Annotated in this window: 21 protein-coding genes and 4 pseudogenes; 17 read left to right on the top strand and 8 right to left on the bottom strand. The window is 71.0% G+C overall.

All coding sequences use genetic code 11. From position 1 onward, the window contains the following. Positions 1-402, bottom strand: a 402-nt coding sequence (locus tag J1C73_RS08965) for a LacI family DNA-binding transcriptional regulator (protein WP_207315861.1), incomplete at its 3' end; no start/stop codon positions are given. 132 nt (positions 403-534) lie between these two features. Here J1C73_RS08965 and J1C73_RS08960 point away from each other — a divergent pair. The 13 genes and pseudogenes from J1C73_RS08960 to J1C73_RS34620 form a co-directional block, all read left to right on the top strand. After that, positions 535-1,794, top strand: coding sequence for an MFS transporter (locus tag J1C73_RS08960; protein WP_207315860.1), 1,260 nt, complete (start codon positions 535-537; stop codon positions 1,792-1,794). Positions 1,795-1,803: 9 nt separating this feature from the next. Further along, positions 1,804-3,165 (top strand): Pup--protein ligase, encoded by a 1,362-nt coding sequence (pafA, locus tag J1C73_RS08955; protein ID WP_123468669.1) that lies wholly within the window; start codon positions 1,804-1,806, stop codon positions 3,163-3,165. A 327-nt stretch (positions 3,166-3,492) separates the two neighbouring features. Continuing rightward, a complete protein-coding gene (locus tag J1C73_RS08950; protein WP_207315859.1) occupies positions 3,493-4,449 on the top strand; it encodes an FKBP-type peptidyl-prolyl cis-trans isomerase in 957 nt (318 codons plus the stop codon). Positions 4,450-4,493: 44 nt separating this feature from the next. Beyond that, positions 4,494-4,865: an FKBP-type peptidyl-prolyl cis-trans isomerase gene (locus J1C73_RS08945; protein WP_123468665.1), complete on the top strand. Its 372-nt coding sequence runs from the start codon at positions 4,494-4,496 to the stop codon at positions 4,863-4,865. A gap of 116 nt (positions 4,866-4,981) precedes the next feature. Then, a complete protein-coding gene (locus J1C73_RS08940) occupies positions 4,982-5,935 on the top strand; it encodes a helix-turn-helix transcriptional regulator (RefSeq protein ID WP_123468663.1) in 954 nt (317 codons plus the stop codon). Positions 5,936-5,948: 13 nt separating this feature from the next. Beyond that, the gene (locus tag J1C73_RS08935; protein WP_123468662.1) at positions 5,949-6,905 is read left to right on the top strand and encodes a helix-turn-helix transcriptional regulator; all 957 of its coding nucleotides are present in this window, start codon (positions 5,949-5,951) and stop codon (positions 6,903-6,905) included. Positions 6,906-6,923: 18 nt separating this feature from the next. Continuing rightward, a complete protein-coding gene (locus tag J1C73_RS08930) occupies positions 6,924-7,202 on the top strand; it encodes a hypothetical protein (RefSeq protein ID WP_207315858.1) in 279 nt (92 codons plus the stop codon). 88 nt (positions 7,203-7,290) lie between these two features. Further along, a complete protein-coding gene (locus J1C73_RS08925) occupies positions 7,291-7,488 on the top strand; it encodes a hypothetical protein (protein ID WP_123468657.1) in 198 nt (65 codons plus the stop codon). A 228-nt stretch (positions 7,489-7,716) separates the two neighbouring features. Continuing rightward, complete coding sequence (tatA, locus tag J1C73_RS08920; RefSeq protein ID WP_123469763.1) at positions 7,717-8,013, top strand: Sec-independent protein translocase subunit TatA; 297 nt, start codon at positions 7,717-7,719, stop codon at positions 8,011-8,013. A gap of 47 nt (positions 8,014-8,060) precedes the next feature. Beyond that, positions 8,061-9,026: a twin-arginine translocase subunit TatC gene (gene tatC / locus J1C73_RS08915; protein ID WP_207315857.1), complete on the top strand. Its 966-nt coding sequence runs from the start codon at positions 8,061-8,063 to the stop codon at positions 9,024-9,026. A gap of 18 nt (positions 9,027-9,044) precedes the next feature. After that, positions 9,045-9,953 carry a diacylglycerol kinase gene (locus tag J1C73_RS08910; RefSeq protein WP_207315856.1) on the top strand — a complete coding sequence of 303 codons (909 nt, stop codon included), beginning with the start codon at positions 9,045-9,047 and terminating at the stop codon, positions 9,951-9,953. 44 nt (positions 9,954-9,997) lie between these two features. Then, positions 9,998-12,832, top strand: a complete 2,835-nt coding sequence (locus tag J1C73_RS08905) for a DEAD/DEAH box helicase (protein WP_207315862.1) — start codon at positions 9,998-10,000, stop codon at positions 12,830-12,832. Between the two features lie 47 nt (positions 12,833-12,879). Further along, a pseudogene (locus J1C73_RS34620) lies at positions 12,880-13,080 on the top strand (helix-turn-helix domain-containing protein); the annotation flags it as partial. A 160-nt stretch (positions 13,081-13,240) separates the two neighbouring features. Here J1C73_RS34620 and J1C73_RS08895 read toward each other — a convergent pair. The 5 genes and pseudogenes from J1C73_RS08895 to J1C73_RS08875 all read right to left on the bottom strand — a co-directional run. Next, positions 13,241-13,675 (bottom strand): FG-GAP repeat protein, encoded by a 435-nt coding sequence (locus J1C73_RS08895; protein ID WP_207315854.1) that lies wholly within the window; start codon positions 13,673-13,675, stop codon positions 13,241-13,243. A 149-nt stretch (positions 13,676-13,824) separates the two neighbouring features. Further along, positions 13,825-14,268 (bottom strand): SPW repeat protein, encoded by a 444-nt coding sequence (locus J1C73_RS08890; protein ID WP_185095653.1) that lies wholly within the window; start codon positions 14,266-14,268, stop codon positions 13,825-13,827. Positions 14,269-14,365: 97 nt separating this feature from the next. Beyond that, positions 14,366-15,355, bottom strand: coding sequence for an ADP-ribosylglycohydrolase family protein (locus J1C73_RS08885; protein WP_207315853.1), 990 nt, complete (start codon positions 15,353-15,355; stop codon positions 14,366-14,368). A 226-nt stretch (positions 15,356-15,581) separates the two neighbouring features. Further along, the gene (locus J1C73_RS08880) at positions 15,582-16,226 is read right to left on the bottom strand and encodes a fasciclin domain-containing protein (RefSeq protein WP_207315852.1); all 645 of its coding nucleotides are present in this window, start codon (positions 16,224-16,226) and stop codon (positions 15,582-15,584) included. Positions 16,227-16,344: 118 nt separating this feature from the next. Then, positions 16,345-17,409 (bottom strand): annotated as a pseudogene (locus J1C73_RS08875) (molybdopterin-dependent oxidoreductase); the annotation flags it as partial. Here J1C73_RS08875 and J1C73_RS08870 point away from each other — a divergent pair. Further along, positions 17,381-17,863: pseudogene (locus tag J1C73_RS08870) on the top strand (acyl-CoA dehydrogenase family protein); the annotation flags it as partial. The pseudogenes J1C73_RS08875 and J1C73_RS08870 overlap by 29 nt on opposite strands. Further along, a complete protein-coding gene (locus tag J1C73_RS08865) occupies positions 17,863-18,360 on the top strand; it encodes a nitroreductase family deazaflavin-dependent oxidoreductase (RefSeq protein ID WP_123460957.1) in 498 nt (165 codons plus the stop codon). The pseudogene J1C73_RS08870 and the gene J1C73_RS08865, both read left to right, overlap by 1 nt. Before the next feature lie 154 nt (positions 18,361-18,514). Here J1C73_RS08865 and J1C73_RS08860 read toward each other — a convergent pair whose 3' ends face one another. Next, positions 18,515-19,162 carry a TetR family transcriptional regulator gene (locus J1C73_RS08860; protein ID WP_207315851.1) on the bottom strand — a complete coding sequence of 216 codons (648 nt, stop codon included), beginning with the start codon at positions 19,160-19,162 and terminating at the stop codon, positions 18,515-18,517. Between the two features lie 310 nt (positions 19,163-19,472). Between J1C73_RS08860 and J1C73_RS08855 the strand changes: the two genes are divergently transcribed. Together J1C73_RS08855 and afsK are read left to right on the top strand one after the other, a co-directional pair. Next, positions 19,473-20,273, top strand: a complete 801-nt coding sequence (locus J1C73_RS08855) for a VOC family protein (RefSeq protein WP_207315850.1) — start codon at positions 19,473-19,475, stop codon at positions 20,271-20,273. A 179-nt stretch (positions 20,274-20,452) separates the two neighbouring features. Continuing rightward, positions 20,453-22,837 (top strand): protein serine/threonine kinase AfsK, encoded by a 2,385-nt coding sequence (gene afsK / locus J1C73_RS08850; protein WP_207315849.1) that lies wholly within the window; start codon positions 20,453-20,455, stop codon positions 22,835-22,837. Between the two features lie 55 nt (positions 22,838-22,892). Here the strand turns inward: afsK and J1C73_RS08845 are convergent. Further along, positions 22,893-23,263 (bottom strand): annotated as a pseudogene (locus tag J1C73_RS08845) (hypothetical protein); the annotation flags it as partial.

Below are 23,263 nucleotides of genomic sequence, written 5' to 3'. Positions count from 1 at the left end.
CGACGGGGTGATCGCCTCGTCGAGTGCCGTGCGGGCCGAGGCGAAGGGGTCCCGGGCGGGGCCGGTGCCGTCGGGCGAGGGGTAGAGGACGACACCGAAGCCGTGTTCCGCGGCTACCGCGGCGGCCCCGGTGTACACCCGGGCGAAGAACTCGTTGGTGAGGGCCGGGACGACCAGCAGGGCGGTCCTGGTGCGGCCCAGGCGCAGATTGCGGGCGGCGAGATTCGGCCGGTAGCCGATGCCGTGGGCGGCCTCCCGCACGCGGTCCGCGGTGGCCTCGGAGACCCGGCCGCGCCACTTGTCACCGAGGACCAGCGAGACGGTGGCCTGGGAGACGCCGGCGGCCCGTGCCACGTCACGGCTGGTGGGCCGAGACGGGGCGGGCTGTGCTGGGCTGGTCACTCGGGCCTCCGGGCCGGTCGGGGCAGGCGCCGTGAGGTGGACCTGCGGACTGGCCACATGGTACGTATGAACCCGGCGTTATACGTAAAACCTCGGGTGGCCGGAAAGGCTTCCCAGGGAGAGGGGCGGGACATGGCCGCGGGATATCTGGACATCCTCCGGGCGCGGCACGCCGCCCGGCTGCTGACGGGCACCCTCGTGGGGCGGCTGCCGAACGGCACCGCACCCATCGCGATCGTGCTGTTCACCCGTGCGGAGGGCGGCAGCTACGCCCTCGCGGGCGCGCTCGCCGCGGTGTACGGGCTGGGCACCGCGGTCGGACAGCCCCTGCTGGGCCGCGCCGTGGACCTGCACGGCCAGCCGCGCGTCCAGCTGCCCGCCGCCGTCCTGTCCGCACTCGGCATGGCCCTGCTCGCCGTGGCGGGCTTCGGGTCGCTGCCGCTCGCCTATGGGGCCGTGGCCCTCGCGGGGGTGGCCACGCCGCCCCTGGAGGGCGGGCTGCGGGCCCTGTGGCCGACCGTCCTCGGCAGCGAGGACCGGGTGCACCGGGCGTACGCCATGGACGCGGTCGCCCAGGAGGTCATGTTCACGGTGGGGCCGCTGCTGGTGACCCTGCTGGTCTCCCTCTGGTCGCCCGCCGCCGCGCTGCTCGTCATCAACGCGATAGGGGTCCTGGGGGCGCTCTCGGTCGTCCTGTCCGAACCGTCCAGGACCTGGCGTTCCGCGCCGCGCGAGGCGCACTGGCTGGGCGCGCTCCGCTCACCGGGGCTGCTGGCCCTGCTCGGCTCCTTCTTCTTCGTCGGACTGGCGCTGGGCTCCATCACGGTGGCGGGCGTGGCGTACGCCGACGACCAGGGCCGGGAGTCCGTCTACGGCTGGCTGATGGCCGCCCTGGGGCTCGGCGCGCTGATCGGCGGCGCGGTGTACGGGGCGCGGCAGTGGTCGGGGCCGCCCGAGCGCCGGCTGCGGGTGATCGTGGCGCTGCTCGCGCTCGGCTACCTGCCGCTGACGCTGACCCCCGGCGTGGTGGCGATGACCGTGCTGGCCGGCGTCGCCGGGGTGTTCCTGGCGCCCGCGATCGCCTGCTCGTTCATCGTCGTCGACCGGCACGCCCCGAGGGGCACGGTGACGGAGGCGTTCTCCTGGCTCGTGACGACGTTCGGGGTGGGCGCGGCGGCCGGGACGGCCGTGGCGGGCCCGGCCGTGGAACTGGGCGGGACGGCGTGGAGCTTCGCCGTCGCGGGGGCCGGTGGAGTGGCGGCGCTGCTGGTTCTGCTGGCCACCGGAAGGGTCCTCGCAGCTCCCGGGCATAGCGCTGTTGCGGTGCGAGGATCGGAAAATGATCGAAACGGTGCCGTCGAACCCGGTTTCAGCTCGGGCCATCAGGCGTAATGTTCAGTCATGGACCGCCGCATTTTCGGGCTGGAGAACGAGTACGGCGTCACGTGCACGTTCAGGGGACAGCGCCGACTGTCTCCTGATGAAGTGGCGCGCTACCTCTTCCGCCGTGTTGTGTCATGGGGCCGCAGCAGCAATGTCTTTCTGCGGAACGGCGCCCGCCTCTACCTCGACGTGGGATCGCATCCGGAATATGCAACCCCCGAATGCGACAATCTGACCGAGCTGGTCACTCACGACAAGGCCGGCGAGCGCATTCTCGAAGGCCTGCTTGTCGACGCCGAACGCCGTCTGCACGAGGAGGGAATCGCGGGCGACGTCTATCTCTTCAAGAACAACACCGACTCGGCTGGAAACTCCTACGGATGTCATGAGAACTACCTCGTGGCCCGGCACGGAGAATTCTCCCGGCTCGCGGACATCCTCATTCCCTTCCTCGTCACGAGGCAGCTGATCTGCGGTGCCGGCAAGGTGCTGCAGACCCCGCGGGGCGCCGTCTACTGCGTCAGCCAGCGTGCCGAGCACATCTGGGAGGGCGTCAGTTCCGCGACGACACGCTCGCGTCCGATCATCAACACCAGGGACGAACCGCACGCGGACGCCGAGCGGTACCGCCGCCTCCACGTCATCGTCGGCGACTCCAACATGTCCGAGACGACCATGCTGCTCAAGGTCGGCGCGACCGACCTGGTGCTCCGCATGATCGAGGCGGGCACGGTGATGCGGGATCTGACCCTGGAGAACCCCATCCGGGCGATCCGGGAGGTCAGTCACGACATCACGGGGCAGCGCAAGGTGCGCCTCGCCAGTGGCCGCGAGGCATCCGCCATCGAGGTGCAGCGCGAGTACTACGAGAAGGCCGTGGACTTCGTCGACCGCCGCGGCATCCGTACGGGCAACGTCGAGAAGGTCCTCGAACTGTGGGGCCGTACGCTCGACGCGATCGAGGCCGAGGACCTCGACCGGATCGGTACCGAGATCGACTGGGTCATGAAGTACAAGCTCATCGAGCGCTACCGGGCCAAGCACAACATGACCATGTCGAATCCGCGGGTCGCTCAGATAGACCTCGCCTACCACGACATCCATCGCCGCCGCGGTCTGTACTACCTCCTTGAGCGCAAGGGTCAGGCGGCCCGCATCTGCAACGACCTGAAGATCTTCGAGGGCAAGTCGGTGCCCCCGCAGACCACCAGGGCGCGGCTGCGCGGCGACTTCATCCGGCGGGCCCAGGAGCAGCGGCGGGACTTCACCGTCGACTGGGTCCACCTGAAGCTCAACGACCAGGCGCAGCGGACGGTGCTGTGCAAGGACCCGTTCCGTTCCGTGGACGACCGAGTGGAGAAGCTGATCGCGGGTATGTGAGCCGGCGCAGGAAGTGCTCCGGCTCCCAGGGCCTGTCGACAGACCCCGGCGCGACTCGGGCCCCGTACGTTCCTCGTACGGGGCCCTGCGCACGCCCTAGAGTGTCGGGGACCCCCCAGGGTCGTGCCCGCACAAGTCACGTCAGGCCCGCGACCTCCGGCACGCACTCCCGCGGTGTCGCCGAAGTGCCCGAGTAGCTCCGCTGCAAGGGCGCTTTGGCGTCTTGCGGGAGCACGCACCGAACGCCGCGGGCCCCGCCCTTCGGGCGGGCGGCGATACTTTGCGGACACGAACCAACACATGTGTCGTCTGAGATCTGAGGAACCAGTGCGCCGACTTGCCGGCCTTCTAGTCGTCCCCCTGCTGCTGCTGTCAGCGGCCTGCGGCAGCGACGACAAGGGCTCCGCCTCCGCTTCCGCCTCCGCGTCCGCCCCCTCCAAGGACGGATTCCCCGCAATCACCGCGGGCGCGAAGTTCGGCGAGAAGCCCACCCTGGCCAAGGGCACGGGAACGCCGCCCAAGGAGCTGAAGACCAACGTTGTCAGTGAGGGTGACGGCGCGAAGCTCAAGAACGGCGACGCGATCCAGGTCAACTACCTCGGGCAGGCCTGGGACTCCACCAAGCCGTTCGACAACAGCTTCGACCGCAAGCAGCCGTTCGACCTGACGCTCGGCGCCGGCATGGTCATCCAGGGCTGGGACAAGGGCCTCGTCGGCCAGAAGGTCGGCAGCAGGGTCCAGCTGGTCATCCCGCCGGACCTCGGTTACGGCGCGCAGGGCCAGGGCGACATCAAGGCGAACGCCACCCTCGTCTTCGTCGTCGACATCCTGAAGGCGAAGCAGATCCCGGCGTCCGCCAAGGGCACCGAGGTCGCCCAGGACAACGTCGACCTGCCGAAGGTGGGCACGAACACGGACGGCAAGGCGCCGACCGTCAAGATCCCCAGCAAGTCCGCTCCGCCCAAGAAGCTGGTCTCCAACTACGTCCTGGAGTCCAAGGGCGAGGTCGTCAAGGGGAGCGACAGCGTCGTCGTGAACTACGTGGGTCTGCTGTGGAAGGACGGCAAGACGTTCGACAGCACCTACGCGACGGGCAAGACGCAGACCTTCCCGCTGGCCCAGGTCACCCTCAAGGGACTCAAGAACGGCCTGATCGGGAAGAAGATCGGCAGCCGTGTACTGCTCGTCGTCCCGCCGGACCAGGCCTTCGGCAGCAAGGCGCAGCAGTCCATCCCGGCGAACTCGACGCTCGTCTTCGCCGTGGACATCCTGGCGAAGATGTAAGACTGTCCCGGTTGCCCAGTTCATCATTTAGAGGAGCAAAGTCAGTGAGCATCGAGAAGCCCGAGATCGACTTCCCGGGTGGCGAGCCGCCGGCCGACCTGGAGATCAAGGAAATCTGGGAAGGCGACGGCGCGGTCGCCCAGGCCGGCCAGACCGTCTCCGTCCACTACGTGGGCGTGGCCTTCTCCACCGGTGAGGAGTTCGACGCCTCCTGGAACCGCGGTACTCCGCTCAAGTTCCAGCTCGGTGCCGGACAGGTCATCGCGGGCTGGGACAAGGGCGTGCAGGGCATGAAGGTCGGCGGCCGCCGCCAGCTGACCATCCCCTCGCACCTCGCGTACGGTGACCGCGGCGCCGGCGGCGCCATCGCCCCGGGCGAGACGCTGATCTTCGTCTGTGACCTGGTCGCTGTCTGATCCCGCACCTGTGTGCGATACGAGGGCCCGCGCCGCAAGGCGCGGGCCCTCGCTTTCGTCCGGGCACCCCGGAGCGGTACGGTCGACGGTCGTAGAGCAAAACAGAAAGGGCGTCGATGGCGATTGCCAAGGCCGAGCGGCTGATGAACCTGGCGCTGTGTCTGCTGGGGACCCGGCGCCCGCTCAGCAAGCGCGAACTGCGCGGTTCCATCGAGGCCTACCTGGAGGCGGGCTCCGACGACGCCTTCAACCGGATGTTCGAGCGCGACAAGGACGATCTGCGCGAGCTCGGCCTGGTCATCGAGACCGTGGAGAACCTGGACGGCGACACCGGCTATCTCGCCCGTCGCGACAGCAACCGGCTGCCCCCGATCACGCTGGACGCCGAGGAGGCCGCCGCGCTCGGGCTGGCCGCCAAGGTCTGGCAGCAGGCCCGGCTGGCCGGCGCGGCCAGCGGCGCCCTGCAGAAGCTGCGGGCGGCGGGGATGCCGGAGGCCGAGGACGCGTACGAGGTGCACAGCGCCCTCGAACCCCGTATCCCCGTCCACGAGGCCGCGTTCGAACCGCTGATGCTGGCCTGCCGGGACCGCAGGCCGGTGACCTTCGACTACCGCAAGGCCAATGCCGCCCGCCCCGAGCAGCGCCAGGTCGAGCCGTGGACGCTGGAGTGCTGGCGCGGTCACTGGTATCTGGCCGGCTGGGACCGGGGCCGGGGCGCGGAGCGGGTCTTCCGGCTGTCCCGGATCGCCGGCAAGGTGCGCTCCAGGGCCGGCGCGTTCACCGCCGAGGTGCCCGACGTCGTCACCGTCCGCGAGACCGTCGAGAGCTGGGCGGGGGAGACGGCGACCCGCACCGCACTGATCAGGCTGCGGGCCGATTCCGGCTACCCGCTCCGGGCCCGGGCGATATCGGTCCGGGAACTCGGGAACGGGTGGGAGGAGTTGGAGATTCCGTACGGACACGGTCTGGACGCCTGGCTCGTCGAGTTCGGCCCGGACGTGGTCGTACAGGAACCTGCGGATCTGCGGGCCGATGTGGTGGACCGGCTGCGCGCCGTGGCCAAGGACTGAGGGGACCGTATTCATGGCCACGAACGCCATCGACCAGACCCGCCGGATGCTCTCCCTGGTGACCTATCTGCGCGAGCGCCCCGGCGCCCACGTCCAGGACGTCGCGCGGGCCTTCGGGATCACCGAGGACGAGCTCATCTCGGACCTCGACGTGCTGCCCATGTGCGGGACCAGCTTCCGCGGCGGCGATCTCCTGGACATCGACACCGACGGCGACCGGATCTGGTGGCACAACCCGGACGATGTCGCGGAGCCGCTCCGGCTCGCCGCCGACGAGGCGACGGCCCTGCTGGTCGCCGCCCGAGCCGTCGCGACGCTGCCCGGACTGCGCGAGAGCGACCGGCAGGCGCTGCTGCGTGCCACCGCCAAGCTGGAGGCCGCGGCCGGTGAGGTGGGGGCGGCGAGCTCCCGGCTCTCGGTCACCTTCGAGTCCGAGGGCGGCGTCTTCGCCGATGTGGACCGGGCGATCTCCGAGCGGCGCCGGCTCTGGCTGCGCTACTACTCGCCCGCGCGCGACGAGCTCACCGAGCGCGAGGTGGACCCGATCCGGCTCTTCGCGGTGGGGCACACCTATATGGAGGCCTGGTGCCGGTCCTCCGAGGACCGGCGTACGTTCCGCCTCGACCGGGTCGCCGAGATCCGGCTGCTCGACGAGCCGGCCGCGCCGCCCGAGCTGGAGCTGCGGGATCTGTCGGAGGGGCTGGTCCAGCCAGCCGCCGAGGACCCGGAGGTCGTGGTCGAGGTCGGTCCCGGCGGGCGCTGGGTCGCCGAGTACTACCCGCACGACAGCGCCCACGAGCTGCCCGACGGCGGTCTGCGGATCACCCTGCGCACGCCCGACCCCGCCTCGCTGCGCCGCCTCGGGCTCCGGCTCGGCCGGGAGGGGCGCATCGTCTCGCCGCCGGAGCTGGCACAGAGCGCGCAGCGGGCCGCCCGAGCGGCACTCACCGCGTACGACGGCCCGGCCTGAGGGGACGGCGGAGGAGAAATGAGCAACCTGTCTGCGGTGTCGGATGTCTCTTCCGTGGCGACCGTCGTCGTTCCCGAGTCCGTACGGTTCAGGGCCGCCTGCCCGGACTGCCGCGCACGGTTCGAGCTGGCGGCGGGCGCCATCCGGCTCGCGATCGGTGCCACCAGCCGGACGACGTTCTACTCCTTCACCTGCCCCGAGTGCGACGCCGCCGTCCGCAGACCCGCGGGGGAGCGGATAGTCGAGCTCCTCACCGACGGCGGTGTGCGGACGCTGCGCCTGCACACCCGCCTTTAGACAGACCACACCAGCCTTCACAGGACACCGGCCGTCAGAACGTCGGACCACCGGACACCCGGACACGAGAAACATCGAGGCTCTGCGCATGTTCTGGCCCATGCTCGCCATCGCCCTGGGGTTCCTCGGAATCGCCGTCCTGGGCGTGCTGGCCATCAAGGTCTTCATCGAGGCACAGCGCCTCGGTCACCAGGTGACGCGTACCACCGAGCGCATCAACCGGGCCGCCGAGGATCTGGAGCGCGCGGCCACGGATCTCGCGGCCACGGGTGAAACCCTGAGGTAGAGGGCCTGCTCGATCGGGGAGGGCGCGGCCTCCTGTTTCTCAGTTTCGAGGGGTACGCTGCTGGTGGCGGCCCAGGCAGGGAGGTGCTGGCCGCTATCCAAAGTATGCACGGGCATTGCCTCGCGTTTACTCCTGCGGGTTACGATCGCTCCCAGCGAATTGGTCGGATGCGTGTCCGGCCCAAGGGCAGCGAGCCCACCTCCAGCCGCCTCAGCGAGAAGGAAGCACATCATGGGCAATCTGAAGCCTCTCGAGATCGTTCTGATCATCGCTGTCGTTCTGCTGTTGTTCGGTGCCAAGAAGCTTCCTGACATGGCCCGTTCGCTGGGCAAGTCGGCCCGCATCCTCAAGAGCGAGGCCAAGGCGATGCGGAAGGACGACGAGCCGGCGGCGGCGGCCACGACGGAGGCGGCCGCCGACCAGACGGCCCAGCAGCCCGCGGCTGCGCGCACCATTCAGGCCGCCCCCGGTGATGTCACGAGCTCCCGCCCCGTGAGTGACGCGAAGCCCACCACCCAGAGCTGACAGCTGACGGATCCTCCGGCACTGCCGCACGAGACGAGGGAAGTGGGTTGCTCAAGTCTGCCCGCAAGCAGGAGAAGGACGGCGAGGGGCGGATGCCTCTCGCTGATCACCTGCGTGAGTTGCGTAACCGACTGCTGATCGCGGTCGTGGCGGTCATCGTCATAACGTCGATCACGGCCTTCTTCTACAAGGACCTGATCGACTTCCTGATCCGTCCGATCCTCGGGTCGGTCGGCTGCACCGGCGGGGCGCCCAAACAGGTGAACGGCCGGCCCTGCGCCGAGATGACGGTGAACGGTCTGGTCGGTCCGTTCTCCATCGCGCTCAAGGTCTCCCTCATGGCGGGAGTGGTGTTCTCCACTCCTGTCTGGCTCTACCAGCTCTGGGCGTTCCTGTCTCCGGGTCTGCACAAGCACGAGAAGAGGTACGCGCTCAGCTTCGTCGGCGCGGGTGTGCCGCTCTTCCTCGTGGGCGCGGCTCTGGCCTACGTGCTGATGCCGCAGACCGCAGCGGTTCTGCTCGACTTCACACCGGACAACACGACCAACCTGCTGCCCGTCGACGACTATCTCGACATCGTCACGCGCATGGTGATCGTCTTCGGTCTCGCCTTCGAGCTGCCGCTCCTGCTCGTCCTGCTGAACTTCACCGGAGTGCTCACGGCCAAGCGGCTCGCGGGCTGGTGGCGCGGCATGGTCATGGGCATCACGATCTTCTCCGCGGTCGCCACGCCCACCGGGGACCCGCTGACGATGATCACGCTGGCAGCGCCGATCGTGCTGCTCTACTTCCTCGCGCTCGGCATCTGCATCGTCAACGACCGGCGCAGGCGTCGCAACAACCCCGACGCCGAGCTGGACGACGACGAGGCATCGGAGCTGGATCTCACCCCCGATGACATCGGCGACATGGAGAACGTGTCGGCGTCGCGGCCCTCCCTGCCCGAACAGGCGGACGGGGAACGGGACGGCGGACGATCGCCGCGGTCGAACGGTTACGACGACATCACCTGACCTTGTAAGGTCCCCCGGGTGACCAGCGAGATCACTCTCTTCGTCAATCCCACCGCAGGACGCGGCCGGGGCGCGCACGCCGCGCAGCCGGCCGCTTCCGCGTTGCGGGACGCCGGATTCTCCGTTCGTACGGTCCTCGGCGAGGATGCCGACGACGCGTTGCGGCGGGCGCGCGAGGCCGTGGCCGGGGGCACCGGAGCGCTGATAGCCGTCGGCGGCGACGGGATGATGTCCCTCGCCCTGCAGGCCGTCGCCGGGACCCGGACGCCGCTCGGCGTCGTGGCCGTCGGCACCGGGAACGACTTCGCCCGCGCCCTCGGACTGCCGATACGGGATCCGGCCGCGGCCGGCCGGCTGGCCGCCGAGGCGCTCAAGGGGAGCGCCGTCCGCGAGATCGACCTCGGCCTGGTCGGCGACCGGTGGTTCGGGTCCGTGCTCGCCTCCGGTTTCGACTCCCGGGTCAACGACCGCGGCAACCGGATGCGCTGGGTCGGCGGCCGGTTCAAGTACGACCTGGCGATCCTCGCCGAGCTCGCCGCGTTCAGGCCCATCGCCTACCGCATGAGTCTCGACGGCGGTCCGGTCCGGGAGGTCGCGGCGACGCTCATCGCCGTCGGCAACGGATCGACGTACGGCGGCGGGATGCGGATCTGCGCGGACGCCGTCATGGACGACGGCCTGTTCGACGTCACCGTCGTCGGCGACTGCAGCCGCACCACCCTGCTCAAGGTGTTCCCCAAGGTCTACAAGGGCACCCATCTCGGCCACCCCGTCGTCACCGTGCACCGGGTCTCCTCGATCGAGCTCGAAGCCGTCGGTGTCACCGCGTACGCGGACGGTGAACCGCTCGGCGCGCTGCCGCTGACCGCCACCTGCGTTCGGGGCGCCGTCAGGGTGCTCGGGGCTGGTTCTGCCGCGGTGAATTAAAGATCGCTTCACTGTCAGGGGCGGCGGGTAGGCTCGTGGACAAGATGACAGAGGACCTCTCACCAGCTGAGCGATACCAGGCTTCCCGGATCCGAGCCGCCGAGCAGGCGACGGCGCTCGGGCCGTTCCGCGAGATGTACGAGTTCGATCTGGACCCCTATCAGATCGAGGCCTGCGGGGCGCTGGAGGCCGGCAAGGGGGTGCTCGTGGCGGCCCCGACCGGCTCGGGCAAGACGATCGTCGGCGAATTCGCCGTGCACCTCGCCCTCGAACAGGGCCGCAAGTGCTTCTACACCACGCCGATCAAGGCCCTTTCCAACCAGAAGTTCGCCGATCTGGTCAAGCGCTACGGCGCGGACAAGGTGGGCCTGCTCACCGGCGACAACAGTGTCAACGCCGATGCCCCGGTGGTCGTCATGACCACCGAGGTGCTGCGGAACATGCTGTACGCGGGCTCCCAGGCACTGGTCGGCCTCGGCTATGTGGTGATGGACGAGGTGCACTACCTCTCCGACCGCTTCCGGGGCGCGGTGTGGGAGGAAGTGATCATCCACCTGCCCGAATCCGTGACGCTGGTGTCACTTTCGGCGACCGTGTCCAACGCCGAGGAGTTCGGCGACTGGCTGGACACCGTCCGCGGCGACACCGCCGTGATCGTCTCCGAGCACCGGCCGGTGCCGCTCTGGCAGCACGTGCTGGCCGGCCGCCGGATGTACGACCTCTTCGAGGAGGAGAGCGACCACGGCGGCCGCGGCGTCGGACGCCGTGAGGTCAACCCCGACCTGGTCCGGCTCGCCCGCATGGAGAACCAGCGCGGATACAACCCGCGCGAGCGCCGGCGCGGAAAGATGGTGCGCGAGGCGGACCGCGAGCGCGAGCGGCGCCAGCGGAGCCGGATCTGGACGCCGTCGAGGCCCGAGGTCATCGACCGGCTGGACGCCGAGGGGCTGCTGCCCGCCATCACCTTCATCTTCAGCAGGGCCGGCTGCGAGGCCTCCGTGCAGCAGTGCCTGCACGCCGGACTCCGGCTCAACGACGAGGACAAGCGCCGGCTGGTACGGGAGATCGTCGAGGCGCGCACGGCGTCCATCCCCACCGAGGACCTCCATGTCCTCGGCTACTACGAATGGCTCGAAGGCCTGGAGCGGGGCATCGCCGCGCACCACGCCGGGATGCTGCCGACCTTCAAGGAGGTCGTCGAGGAGCTCTTCGTGCGCGGGCTCGTGAAGGCGGTCTTCGCGACGGAGACGCTGGCTCTCGGCATCAACATGCCCGCCCGCTCCGTGGTCCTGGAGAAGCTCGTCAAGTGGAACGGCGAGCAGCACGCGGACATCACCCCCGGCGAGTACACCCAGCTGACCGGCCGGGCCGGGCGGCGCGGGATCGACGTCGAGGGTCACGCGGTGGTCCTCTGGCAGCGCGGCATGGACCCGGGCGCACTGGCCGGACTCGCGGGTACGCGTACCTATCCGCTGCGCTCCAGCTTCCGGCCCTCCTACAACATGGCCGTGAACCTGGTGCAGCAGTTCGGACGGCACCGTTCGCGGGAGTTGCTGGAGACCTCGTTCGCCCAGTTCCAGGCGGACCGGTCGGTGGTCGGGATCTCCCGCCAGGTCCAGAAGAACGAGGAGGGCCTGGAGGGCTACCGGGAGGGCATGACCTGCCACCTCGGTGACTTCGAGGAGTACGCGCGGCTGCGCCGCGACCTCAAGGACCGGGAGACGGAGCTCGCCAAGCACGGCGCATCGCAGCGGCGGGCCGCGGCGGCGGCGTCCCTGGAGAAGCTCAAGCCCGGCGATGTCATCCATGTGCCGACCGGAAAGTTCGCCGGACTGGCGCTCGTCCTGGACCCCGGGCTGCCCGCCGGGCGGACCAACGGGCACGGGCACCGCGGGCTCGAATACCACGACGGGCCACGGCCGTTGGTGCTGACGGCCGAACGGCAGGTCAAGCGGCTGGCCTCGATCGACTTCCCGGTGCCGGTGGAGGCGCTGGAGCGGATGCGCGTCCCGAAGTCGTTCAACCCCCGTTCGCCGCAGTCGCGCCGCGATCTGGCGTCCGCGCTGCGCACCAAGGCCGGGCACATCGTGCCCGACCGGCATCGCAAGGAGCGGTCCGTCGCCGCCGACGACCGCGAGATTGCCCGCTACCGGGCCGCGTTGCGCGCCCACCCCTGCCACGGGTGCGACGAGCGCGAGGACCACGCGCGGTGGGCCGAGCGCTACCACAGGCTCCAGCGGGACACCCAGCAGCTGGAGCGCCGTATCGAGGGGCGCACCAACACGATCGCCCGGACCTTCGACCGGATCGTGGCCCTGCTGACCGAGCTCGACTACCTACGGGGCAGCGAGGTCACCGAGCACGGGCGGCGGCTGGCCCGGCTGTACGGCGAGCTGGACCTGCTGGCGAGCGAGTGCCTGCGGGCGGGTGTGTGGGAGGGGCTGAACCCTGCCGAACTCGCCGCGTGCGTCTCGGCGCTGGTGTACGAGGCGCGGCAGTCCGATGACGCGGTGGCGCCCAAGCTGCCGTCCGGGCCGGCCAAGACCGCGATGGGCGAGATGGTCCGGATCTGGGGGCGGCTCGATGCCCTGGAGGAGGACTTCAAGATCAACCAGGCTGAGGGGGTCGGACAGCGCGAACCCGATCTCGGCTTCGCCTGGGCGGTGTACATGTGGGCGTCCGGCCGGACGCTGGACGAGGTGCTGCGCGAGGCGGAGATGCCGGCGGGGGACTTCGTGCGGTGGTGCAAGCAGGTGATCGATGTGCTGGGGCAGGTGGCGGCTGCGGCGCCGCGTGAGGGCAGTTCGGTGGGGCGGAGCGCGCGAAAGGCGGTTGATGAGGTGCTGCGGGGAGTGGTGGCCTACAGCTCTGTGGGGTGAGGCGGGGATGGTGCCGGGGCTCAGCCCCGGGCCCCGCTCCTCACACGCTGTTCACCACGCGGGGATATGCCGCGCCCACCACGAGGGCCGTCGCCGAACGGGCGGGTATGGGCCAGGCGACGATGTACCACTACGTGGCGGGCGAGCAGGATCTCCCGGCAGCGCTGCTGGAGTCGACCGTCGCCCCGTCGCCCGCACTGGCGGGGGAACTCCTCGCGGAGGGCAGCCGCCCCGCCGAGGAAAGCCTGCGGGGCGTTCGCGGCGGCCACGGCGGATGCGGCGATTCGGATCGTGGGGGTGCGGGGGTTGCGGAGGCGCCGCCCCCGCACCCCCGTTCCCCGGATGCCGGAGGGGCTTGAGCCGGCCGTCGGGCGGACGGATCGCGACTCGCCCCCGTACGCGCCCTCGTCAGCGAGTGGTCGCCGCCCCGACGGCTGAGCCGAAGCGCGCCTTCACGGCCGGGTGATCCAGCGACTCCGGGGTGAAGAGGATCGAGCCGGCCCCGGTCGGTCCGGTCGCCGAGCCCGGGATGACGCTCACCGCGCCCGTCGCCAGATACTTGCCGGGCGCGCCGACCGCCAGGTCCGCGCAGCCGTCCGCGTCGAAGTCGCCGGCCGTCATCGACCGCCCGAACTGGTCGTTGCCCTCCATCACTCCCATCACCCCTGGCGAGTCCAGGGTCAGCTTCCGGGCGCGGGCCGCGTCCAGCCCGGTCGTCGTCCCGGGTACGACGGTCAGCGCGCCCGCGTTCTGGATGCCGTCGGAGTCCGCCTCGCCGACCACGGCGCTCACCAGGTCGGCGTGCCGCCGGCTGCCCGCGGGGGCACCGGCCGCTGCAGTCAACCCACAAGACCCGTGAAGGGGATGAGTAGTTGCGGTCGTCCTGCCGGCCTACCGAGAGGCCGGGTGCGTCGCGCGTGAGCTTCCCGGCACGCGGACGGCCGCACCGTGAACGATCCACGGTGCAGGCCGTCACAGCCGTCGGGCGCGTTCTACGACCGGTCCCGGCTGCTCTTCAACGACGCTCCTGCGCAGACCAGCCCCAGGAGGACCGTCAGGCCGCCGATGATGACGTTGTTGAGTACGACGCCCATGTCCGGGCTGCTGCCCACCACCCAGGGCGAGACGATCATCCAGGCGCCCATGACGCACATGGCCCAGCTCAGGCCGTACATCCGTTGCGGCATCACGGTGAACCCGAGACCCAGCACGGCGATCGCGATACCCATGATCAGGTTGTGGTTCACCAGGGTGGTCTGGCTCGTCGTGAAGTGCAGCACCCAGGGCGAGAGTGCGCAGTACAGGCCGACCAGGAACACCGGTGCGTCCACGAGCGCCACATCGCGGCCACCCATCACCCGGGCGTAACGATCGCGCATTTCGGAGGCGTCGGGGTGTCCGGCCAGATCGTGGCCGGCATGCGAGAGGTTTGACATGAGGTTCGTCTCCTTCGCTCCCGCAGGCCAGGATGCGCCTTGTGCGACAAGCGGCCTGCTATGCCATTCTGCTCTTATTTGTGCCTTATGTGTAGTTTCAAGACGGCTGAATTTCGGCAGGAATCACATCGGTCCGGTGGCCGTTCAGCCGCTCGGCCAGGGCCACCAGATCCGGTGTGCGCAGCACCCGGTCGCCGTATCCCGGCAGCGGGACGTGCAGCGGTCCGGTCCACCGCGGGGGGATCGCGCCGAACCCATACACCGCGCCCGCCAGCGACCCGGTCACGGCCGCCACGGTGTCGGTGTCCCCGCCCACGTCGATCGCCGCCGCGAGGGCGCTCTCGTACGAACGCGTCGTGCGCAGCGCCCACAGCGCGGTGCCCAGGCAGGGCCACACGGCGCCGTTGAACTCCGTCGCCGCCTCCGGGCGCCAGTCCGGCGCGAGGGCGGTGGCCCAGCGTTCGCGGTGGTCCGGGTGCGCGGCGGCCAGGGCGTCCGGGACCGCGGTGAGCGGATCGGCGCCGTCCAGGGCCGTCCGGATCAGTTCGTGCAGCACGGCGGTGCCCTCCCACGCCGCGCGGTCGCCGTGTGTCAGGGCGGCGATCCGGCGCGCCGCGTCCATGGTCACCGTCCGCGCGGCGTCAGCCTTCCGGCCGGGCCGGGCGAAGTACACGGCGGAGGTGGCGGCGCGCATCAGTGAACCGTTGCCCGCCGCCCGTCCGTTGATCTGGAAGTGCAGCGCCGCCGCGGTGTCCCACGGGTCACCGCTGGTCAGTACGTCCTCCGTCTGGAGGCCGATGTCCTTCGGCTCGCCCGCCGCCCACCGGCGGAACCTGTCGAACAGGTCGGGCGGATCGAGGCCGCCGCGCTCCAGCAGGGACTCCGCGACCAGAACGGCCATCTGCGTGTCGTCCGTGGCCTCGCCCGGGTCCCAGCCACCGCCGCCGCACATCGTCCCGGCGCCGTCCGGGAAGCGGGCCGTGAACACGCCCGCCGGGCCGAACTCGAACGGCGCCCCCAGCGCGTCACCGACCGCCGAACCGACCACAGCGCCCGCCACCCGGTCCCGCCTGCTCAGGGAGTTCATCCGGTCAGCGTACGGAGGCCGACCGCTTCGCGTACGCGCGTACCGCCCCGTGCTCCGGCGCGGTTCCTGGTGATGGCCGAAACCGGCCAGGGAGGCGTGGTCGCCCTGGCCGGTCCGGGTGGGATACGGTCGCGGATCCGTACGCGGCGGTGTCCGCGTGGGGCCGAAGTCCTCACATCCCCCGGCAGGTTGCCGGGGGGAGCGGGCATCGTCCGGCCGCGGCCCGCTACTTCGGGGGCATCAGGACCGTGTCGACGATGTAGACCGTCGCGTTGGAGGTCGGCACATTGCCGCAGACGACCTTCGAGGAGTCGTTCACGGTGTACGACATGTCCGAACCGGACGTCGTCAGCTTGCCCTTCTCCAGTGTCTCGAAGGAGCCCTTCCCCAGCTGCTTCGGCGTCAGTTCCTTGCCCACCACGTGGTAGGTGAGCACCTTGGTCAGTTCGGCCTTGTCGGCCAGCAGCTTGTCCAGGTCGGCCTTCGGGATCTTGGCGAAGGCGTCGTTGGTCGGGGCGAACACCGTGATGTTCTGCGCGTTGTTCAGGGTGTCGACCAGACCGGCCTTCTTCACCGCGGTGACGAGGGTGGAGAGCGCGGGGTTGTTCGAGGCGGCCGTGGCGACCGGGTCCTTCGACATGCCGTCGAAGGAGCCCGAACCGCTCTTCGGTACCGACGCACAGCCCGGGCCGAAGGGCTTGTCCATGCTCATCGAGTCGCCGGCGGAAGCGGAGGCCGATGCCTTGTCCGAGGTGGCGGTGGAGCCGGACGCGCTGTCCTTGGAATCGCTGGAGCAGGCCGTGAGGGCGAGCGGGAGTACCACTGCCGCGGACATGGCGACGGCAGCGCGGCGGGCGTAGAGGGCGTTCATGATGTTCTCCTGGGGCGATCTGGGTGACGAGATGATGACGCTTGGTGAGCGATGGTGGGCGTGAGAGCCGGCGGCCGTGCTCCGTACGGAACGCGGGAGGGGAGGGGGCGGTGTCCGCTCAGGACACGTTGACCACCACCGAGTGCCAGCCGGTCGCCCCGTTGGGCACCGTGCCGACCCGTTGGTCGGTCTGGGTGGCGCCGGTACGGTCCGTCGCGCGGACCTCAAGGGTGTGGTTGCCGGAGGTGGCCGGCCACTCCCACACCCACTGGCGCCAGGTGTCCCGGCTGTCCTCGGCCGCCAGCCGCGCGGGGTGCCACGGACCGCCGTCCACCCGGACCTCGACCCGCGAGATCCCGCGGTGCTGGGCCCAGGCGACCCCGGCGACCGGGATCGTGCCGGGCTTCGGGGAGGCGAACGGGCGGGGGGTGTCGATCCGGGACTCGGTCTTGATGGGAGCCTGCTGGGACCAGGACCGCTTGACCCAGTAGGCGTCGTAGTCGTCGAACGTGGTGAGCTCGATGTCCTTCATCCATTTGCAGGCCGACACGTATCCGTACAGGCCGGGAACGACCATCCGGACCGGGAAGCCGTGGTCGAAGGGCAGCGGTTCACCGTTCATGCCGAGGGCCAGCATCGCGTCGCGTCCGTCCATGACGGTCTCGACCGGGGTGCCGATGGTCATGCCGTCCACCGAGCGCGTGATGATCTGGTTGGCGGGACCGCCGCGGGACGGCGGCTTCACCCCCGCCTCGCGCAGCAGATCGGCCAGCCGCACGCCGATCCACCGGGCGTTGCCGACATACGGTCCGCCCACCTCGTTGGACACACAGGTCAGGGTGATGTCGCGCTCGATGATCTCGCGGCGCAACAGGTCCTTGAAACTGAGCGTCACCGGGCGTTCCACGCCCTTGCCGTGGATCCTCAGCCTCCAGTCGTTCGCGTCGATGCGCGGGACGACCAGGGCCGTGTCCACCCGGTAGAAGCTCTTGTTCGGTGTGATGAAGGAGCCCAGTCCCCGGATCTTCAGATCGGCTCCCGCCGGTACGGCCGGCGCCGCCGACGCGGGCACGGGCAGCACCAGGTCGTGCCGTGAGGCGGTGGCCCCGGCCTGAACGGCGGAGGTGAGCCGCCGTCCCAGCAGACCGGCGCCGGCCGAGGCCGCCGCCGCGGCGCTCGCCGCCGAGGCGGTGGGGTCGGCGGCGAGCGCGCTGGAGCGGACGGTCGCCTACGTCGGGGAGCGCGAGCAGTTCGGCCGTGCGATCGGCTCCTTCCAGGCCGTGAAGCACCGCCTCGCCGATCTGTACGTACGGGTGCAGTCGGCCCGCTCCGCGGCCTACTACGCGGCCTGGGACCCGGAGGCCGGCGGGCTCGCCCTCGCCCAGGCGCTGGAGGCCCTGCGGGTCACCACCGCCGAGGCCGTGCAGCTGCACGGGGGCATCGGCTTCACCTGGGAGCACGAGGCGCACCTGTACTTCAAGCGGGCCGCCGCCGACGAACTGCTCCTGGGCCCGGTCCACCGGCTCCGCGACCACGCGGCCCGGCGGGCGGGACTCTTCGGCCCCGGTCCGGGTGCGGCGGGAGCGGCCGAACAAGGACCGGCCGAAGCGGGACCGGCCGATCGGGTGGCGGTCTGATGGCGCCCGGCGTCCGCCTCGTCCAGAAGGTCTCCTCGACCCGGGCCTTCGCCCGGATCGCACCCCATCTCGTACCGGCCATGGACCGCACCGTCCACCGGCTCACCCGCGGCCGGGTGCTGCTCAGCGCGCAGATGCTGCCGGGGGTGGTCCTGACGGTGCCGGGGGCGCGCAGCGGACAGCTCAGGACCACCCCGCTGGCCTGTATGCCGGAGCGCGGGGACGGTGATCCGGGCAGCTGGATCCTGGTCGGCAGCAACTTCGGCCGTACGGGACACCCGGCCTGGACGGCGAACCTGCTGGCGCATCCGGAGGCGGCCGTCATCAGCTGGAAGGGCCGCGACATTCCGGTACGGGCCCGGCTGCTGGCGGGTGCCGAGCGGGCGGCGGTGTGGGAGGCGGCGCTGAAGTTCTGGCCGCCCTACGCGGCGTACCAGGCGCGGATCGACCGCGAGATCCGGCTGTTCCGGCTGGAGCGGCGGGGCGATTCCGTGTGAGTGCGCCGGTTCGTGCCGGCTGCCCGGCCCTGGGCGGCGGTACGTCCGGATACACCGACGGCGGACCACATGCGTGGTCCGCCGTCGGTGAGACAGGACCTGGGGCGCCCGGGATCACCGCGCGTCACCCAGTACGGGGAGTCCGGCGCGGGCGCTACTTCACCGGCTTCCTGCCGGTGATGCCCAGATGCACCAGCAGCGCGAGGTTCGGCCGGAGTTCGGCCTGCTTCACACCCCAGGTGGTGAAGCCCTTCTGGTGCGAGGCGACCGCGGCCAGCATCGCCACCAGGGAGCCGGCCATCGCCGCGGGGTTGACGTCCTTGTCCACCTTGCCCTTGGCCTGGAGCTCCTTCACCGAATCCGTAAGGGAGTTGGTGACGGAGTTGAGGATCTTCATGCGGATCTTGTAGAACCGCTTGTCGCCCTCGGCCGCGCCGAGGTCGACCACGCGAAGGATCGCGTCGTTGCGCCGCCAGAAGTCGAGGAATCCCTCGACGAGTTCTTCGGCGGTCTGCCAGCCCGACTTGCCGACCCAGGAGCGCCCGGCGACCAGTTCGGTCAGGCCGGCGCCCTCCTTGGCCATCTCTTCGGCGATTTCGAGGACGGCGCCCTCGACGTCGGGGAAGTACTGATAGAAGGTCGCGGGTGAAGTCCCCGCCTTCCGGGCGACGTCGATGACTTTGACGTCCCGGTACGGCGAGGAGCTGAGCATCTCGCTGAGGCAGTCGAGCAGCTTCTGCCGCGTCGCCTGTCCGCGTCGACCGGCCACGCGGCCGTCGACGGTGCGTACTTGTCCTGTCATGCCGTCAGCTTACCGACGGGTGATCGGAGCGCGATTCGGCCGACTGCAAATGGGGAGGGCCGCAGGCGGGGTGGGGGGAGTGAGGGGATATCCGGCCATGTGTCCATGGCTTCGCACCCGGTTCCCCACAGTCTGACTAATGTTATGAACAGCCTGTGGATAACTTCCGTGGATAACTTTCCGTGACGGCGGGGTTCGATGGCCTTGATATCGAAAATGTGTTCGCATGGGAAGGTCCGGGGCGCGGTCAACGCGACGCGCGGTTACGTTGGGTGTGACGAGCGTCACCGCGACGGAAGGATCCGGGCCGATGGCCGCATTCGCGCAGTCCGCGCCGTGCTGGGTGGATGTGCAGCTCCCCGACCTCGAAGCGGGCAAGCGCTTCTACGGTGAGCTCTTCGGCTGGACCTTCCGGCCGGGCGACGGCCCCCGCGCCGACGCCCTCAGCGGCGGGGCCCTGGTCGCCGCCCTCGCCGCCAAGCAGGACGGCCGGATGCCGACCACCTGGGGCGTCTACTTCGCGACCGCGGACATCATCGACTCCGTCGCCCGTGTCCGGGAGGCGGGCGGGCAGGTGATCACCGAACCGGTCCGGGCCGGCCGGCTGGGGGCGCTCGCCCAGGCCGCCGACCCCGGCGGCGCGGTCTTCGGGCTGTGGCAGGCGGGTGAGCGCGCGGGCTTCCAGAAGCAGAACGAGCCGGGCTCCTTCTGCTGGACCGAGGTCTACACCCGGCAGAAGGAACGCGTCGACTCCTTCTACGAGGAGGTCTTCGGCTTCCGCTCCGTCGATCCGGACGAGGCCGGCTCCGGCGCTCCGGGCACGGACGAGTCCGGCGTCGACTTCCGCATCTGGTCGCCGGCCGGCACGGAACCCGGGCCGGACACCGCGGTCGGCGGGCGCAGCGTCATCACCGACGCGTTCCCCGCGATGATGCCCAGCTACTTCCTCATCTACTTCGCCGTGGCGGACTGCGACGAGGCGGCCGAGACCGTCGTACGGCTCGGCGGCCGGGTCTCCGCACCGCCCTTCGACATCCCGTACGGGCGGATGGCGGTGCTCCAGGACGATCAGGGCGCCGTCTTCGCCGTACTTCAGCCACCGGTGTCCTGATACCGCCCGGAGTGATCCATGACACCCGGTTCTGCCCCCGGGTTCGCAACCGGCGCCTCGGGCAGGAACAATCGGGGTGCGCACCGTCGGGTGGTGCCCAGTGGTGAGACGCTGCACAGGGCGGTTTTTCGCGGGCCTCTGTCGACTGAGGTCCGTACGGGGAGGGTGGCAGGTAAGTGATGGAGCAGCTGACGCAGCACGACCCGAGGCGGATCGGCCCGTTCGAGGTGCTGGGACGGCTCGGGGCCGGCGGCATGGGGCTGGTCTATCTGGCCCGCTCGGCGTCGGGCCGGCGGGTGGCGATCAAGACGGTACGTACGGAACTGGCCGAGGACCAGCTGTTCCGGGTCCGCTTCACGCGTGAGGTGGAGGCCGCCCGCGCGGTCAGCGGTTTCTACACGGCCGCCGTGGTGGACGCCGATCCGCGCGCCGCCGTGCCCTGGCTCGCCACCGCCTATGTGCCCGCACCCTCGCTCGAGGAAATAGTGAATGAGTGCGGGCCGATGCCGACCCAGGCGGTGCGCTGGCTGGCCGCGGGCATCGCCGAGGCCCTCCAGTCCATCCACGGTGCGAAGCTCGTCCATCGCGACATGAAGCCGTCGAACGTGCTCGTCGTGGAGGACGGCCCCCGGGTCATCGACTTCGGGATCGCCTCCGGCGTCTCCAACACCCGGCTCACCATGACCAACGTCGCCGTGGGCACGCCCGCGTACATGTCGCCCGAGCAGGCGCGGGACTCGCGCAGCGTCACGGGGGCCAGCGACATCTTCTCGCTCGGCTCGACGCTCGTCTTCGCCGCGACCGGCCATGCGCCGTTCCACGGGGCCAACCCGGTCGAGACGGTCTTCATGCTGCTGCGCGAGGGCCCCGACGTCACCGGTCTGCCCGACGATCTGCGGCCGCTGATCGAGTCCTGCATGCAGATGGACGCGTCGCGCCGGCCCACCCCGGCCGAGCTTCAGTCCCAGCTCGCCCCGCACCTCTTCGCCTCCGGCGGCGACGACAGCGGTACGGCGTCGGCCTGGCTGCCGGCCTCCGCCACCGAGATGATCGAGCTGCGCCGCGGCGGCGGACGCGTGGTCGCCGCCGCGCCCCCTCCCGCACCCGTGCCGCCGCCGCCCGCCAGGCGGCCGGGCTCCGACCGGGACACCGCCTGGCGCAGCGGCGCGGACCTGCGCCCCCGGCCCGCCTCGGCCACCCCCGCGACCTCGCCCGCGGCCGCTCCCGACGGCGGCCCGGTGCGGCTGTCCGGTGTGCAGGTGCCGATCGGCCCCGGTCCGCGCGCCCAGGACGTACGCGCCTCGGCCGCCGCGGAGGTGGCTCCGGCGACCGGCTGGGTGCGTCCGCCCGCCGGGGTGAACGCAGTGGCCCCGGCCGCCCCCGTCCCCGCTCCGGCGCACGCGCCGGACAGCGCGTCCTGCGGGCCGGAGCGCTGGCGGCCCTGGCGGTTCCGGATGTCGAACGACGTGTGGGGGACGCCGGTCGTCGTCGGTGACCTGCTGTACGTCACCTCGTTCGAGGTGCACGCGCTGGACACCGGCAACGGCCGGCGCCAGTTCAAGACCCGCGACGTGGCCTGGGCGATGGCCGTGGAAGGGGGCCGCATCCACGCCTCCGACGGCCCGTCGCTCTACGCCCTGGACGCGGTCACCGGCGCCGAGCGGTGGCGGCTCCAGACCGATGCGTGGGTGTACTCGCTCAAGGCCGACCGCGGCACGGTCGTCACCGGCACCCGGGGCGGCGGCGTCCAGGCGTGGGAGGCGTCCACCGGGGAGAAGCTCTGGGAGACCACCGGCGCGCAGACGGACTTCGAGACGGCGGAGGCCGGACCGGCCGTCCACGACGGCACGGTCTACCTCTGGCAGGACGCCCGGCTGCGGGCCGTCGACGCCCGTACGGGTGTCGAGCGCTGGTCGTACCCGGTCGGCGACGCGGCCTCCTGCGGCGGGGTGCCGCTCCGGGTGACCCCCGCGCCGGACGGCTACGCGTACGTCTGCGCGGGAACCCGGGTCCTCGCGCTGGACATCGGCTCCGGCCGGGTGCGCTGGCACTTCGAGTCGCCGGCGGTCTTCCTCTCGCCGCCCGCGTTCGCGCCGGGCCCGGCGGTCACCGGCGGCGGGGTGTACCTCGCGGACTACCTCGGCACGGTGTACGCGCTGGACGCCTCGACCGGGAAGGACCGCTGGCGCATCGCCACGGAGTCCCGCCAGTCGACCGAACCGGTGTTGGTGACGACGGGGAACGTCCATGTCGGCAGCGGCAGCGCGCTGTACACGCTGGATGCGGTCACCGGCACCCCGAAGTGGCGGTTCGCCGCGGGCGGCGAGGTGGTGGGCGCACCGGTCGTCGCCGACGGCCGCGTGCACTTCGGCTCGGCCGACCACGTGCTCTACACCCTGGACGCGGCGGGCGGCCAGCTCCGCTGGAAGCTCGCCACGGGCGGCGAGATCACGGGTTCGCCGGTGGCACAGGGCGGGGTGGTGTACGCGTGCAGCAAGGACCGCTGCGTGTACGCCCTGGACGCGCTGAAGGGCACCGGAACGGGCAACAGGCCCCGCCCGTAGGGGCCCTGGCCCGCCGCGGGCGCCGGTACGCACGGGCGTGAGGGTGCGGGCGGCCTCAGCGTTGCGGAGGCTCGGGGTCATCCGGGTGCCGGGCCGGGTACGGGGCCGTGTCGGGCCCGTCCGGGCCCGCTGCGGGCGAGGGCCCCACGTACGGCTCCGCCTCCGGCTCCGGCCAGGGGCTCGTCTGCAGCGAAGGGCCCGGCTCCCGCGTGGGCGGCCAGGTGTCGGGATCGGCCGACCCCGGCGCGGTGTACGGCCGGTTCCGGTCCGCCCGCGCGCCGGCGCGCCCCGACATCAGCGCCGCCCCCAGCAGAAGCAGCACCCCGCCGCCCGCCGCGCTCGCCCCCCCTTGCTGGCGCCCGGCCCCGCCGCCCGTTACCGCCAGCTCTCCGGCCGCCTGGCCCTGGCGGACCATCCAGAGCACCG

Source organism: Streptomyces laculatispora (genome assembly GCF_017353455.1).
Taxonomy (GTDB): Bacteria; Actinomycetota; Actinomycetes; order Streptomycetales; family Streptomycetaceae; genus Streptomyces; species Streptomyces laculatispora.
This window is presented reverse-complemented; position numbering and strand designations above follow the sequence as displayed.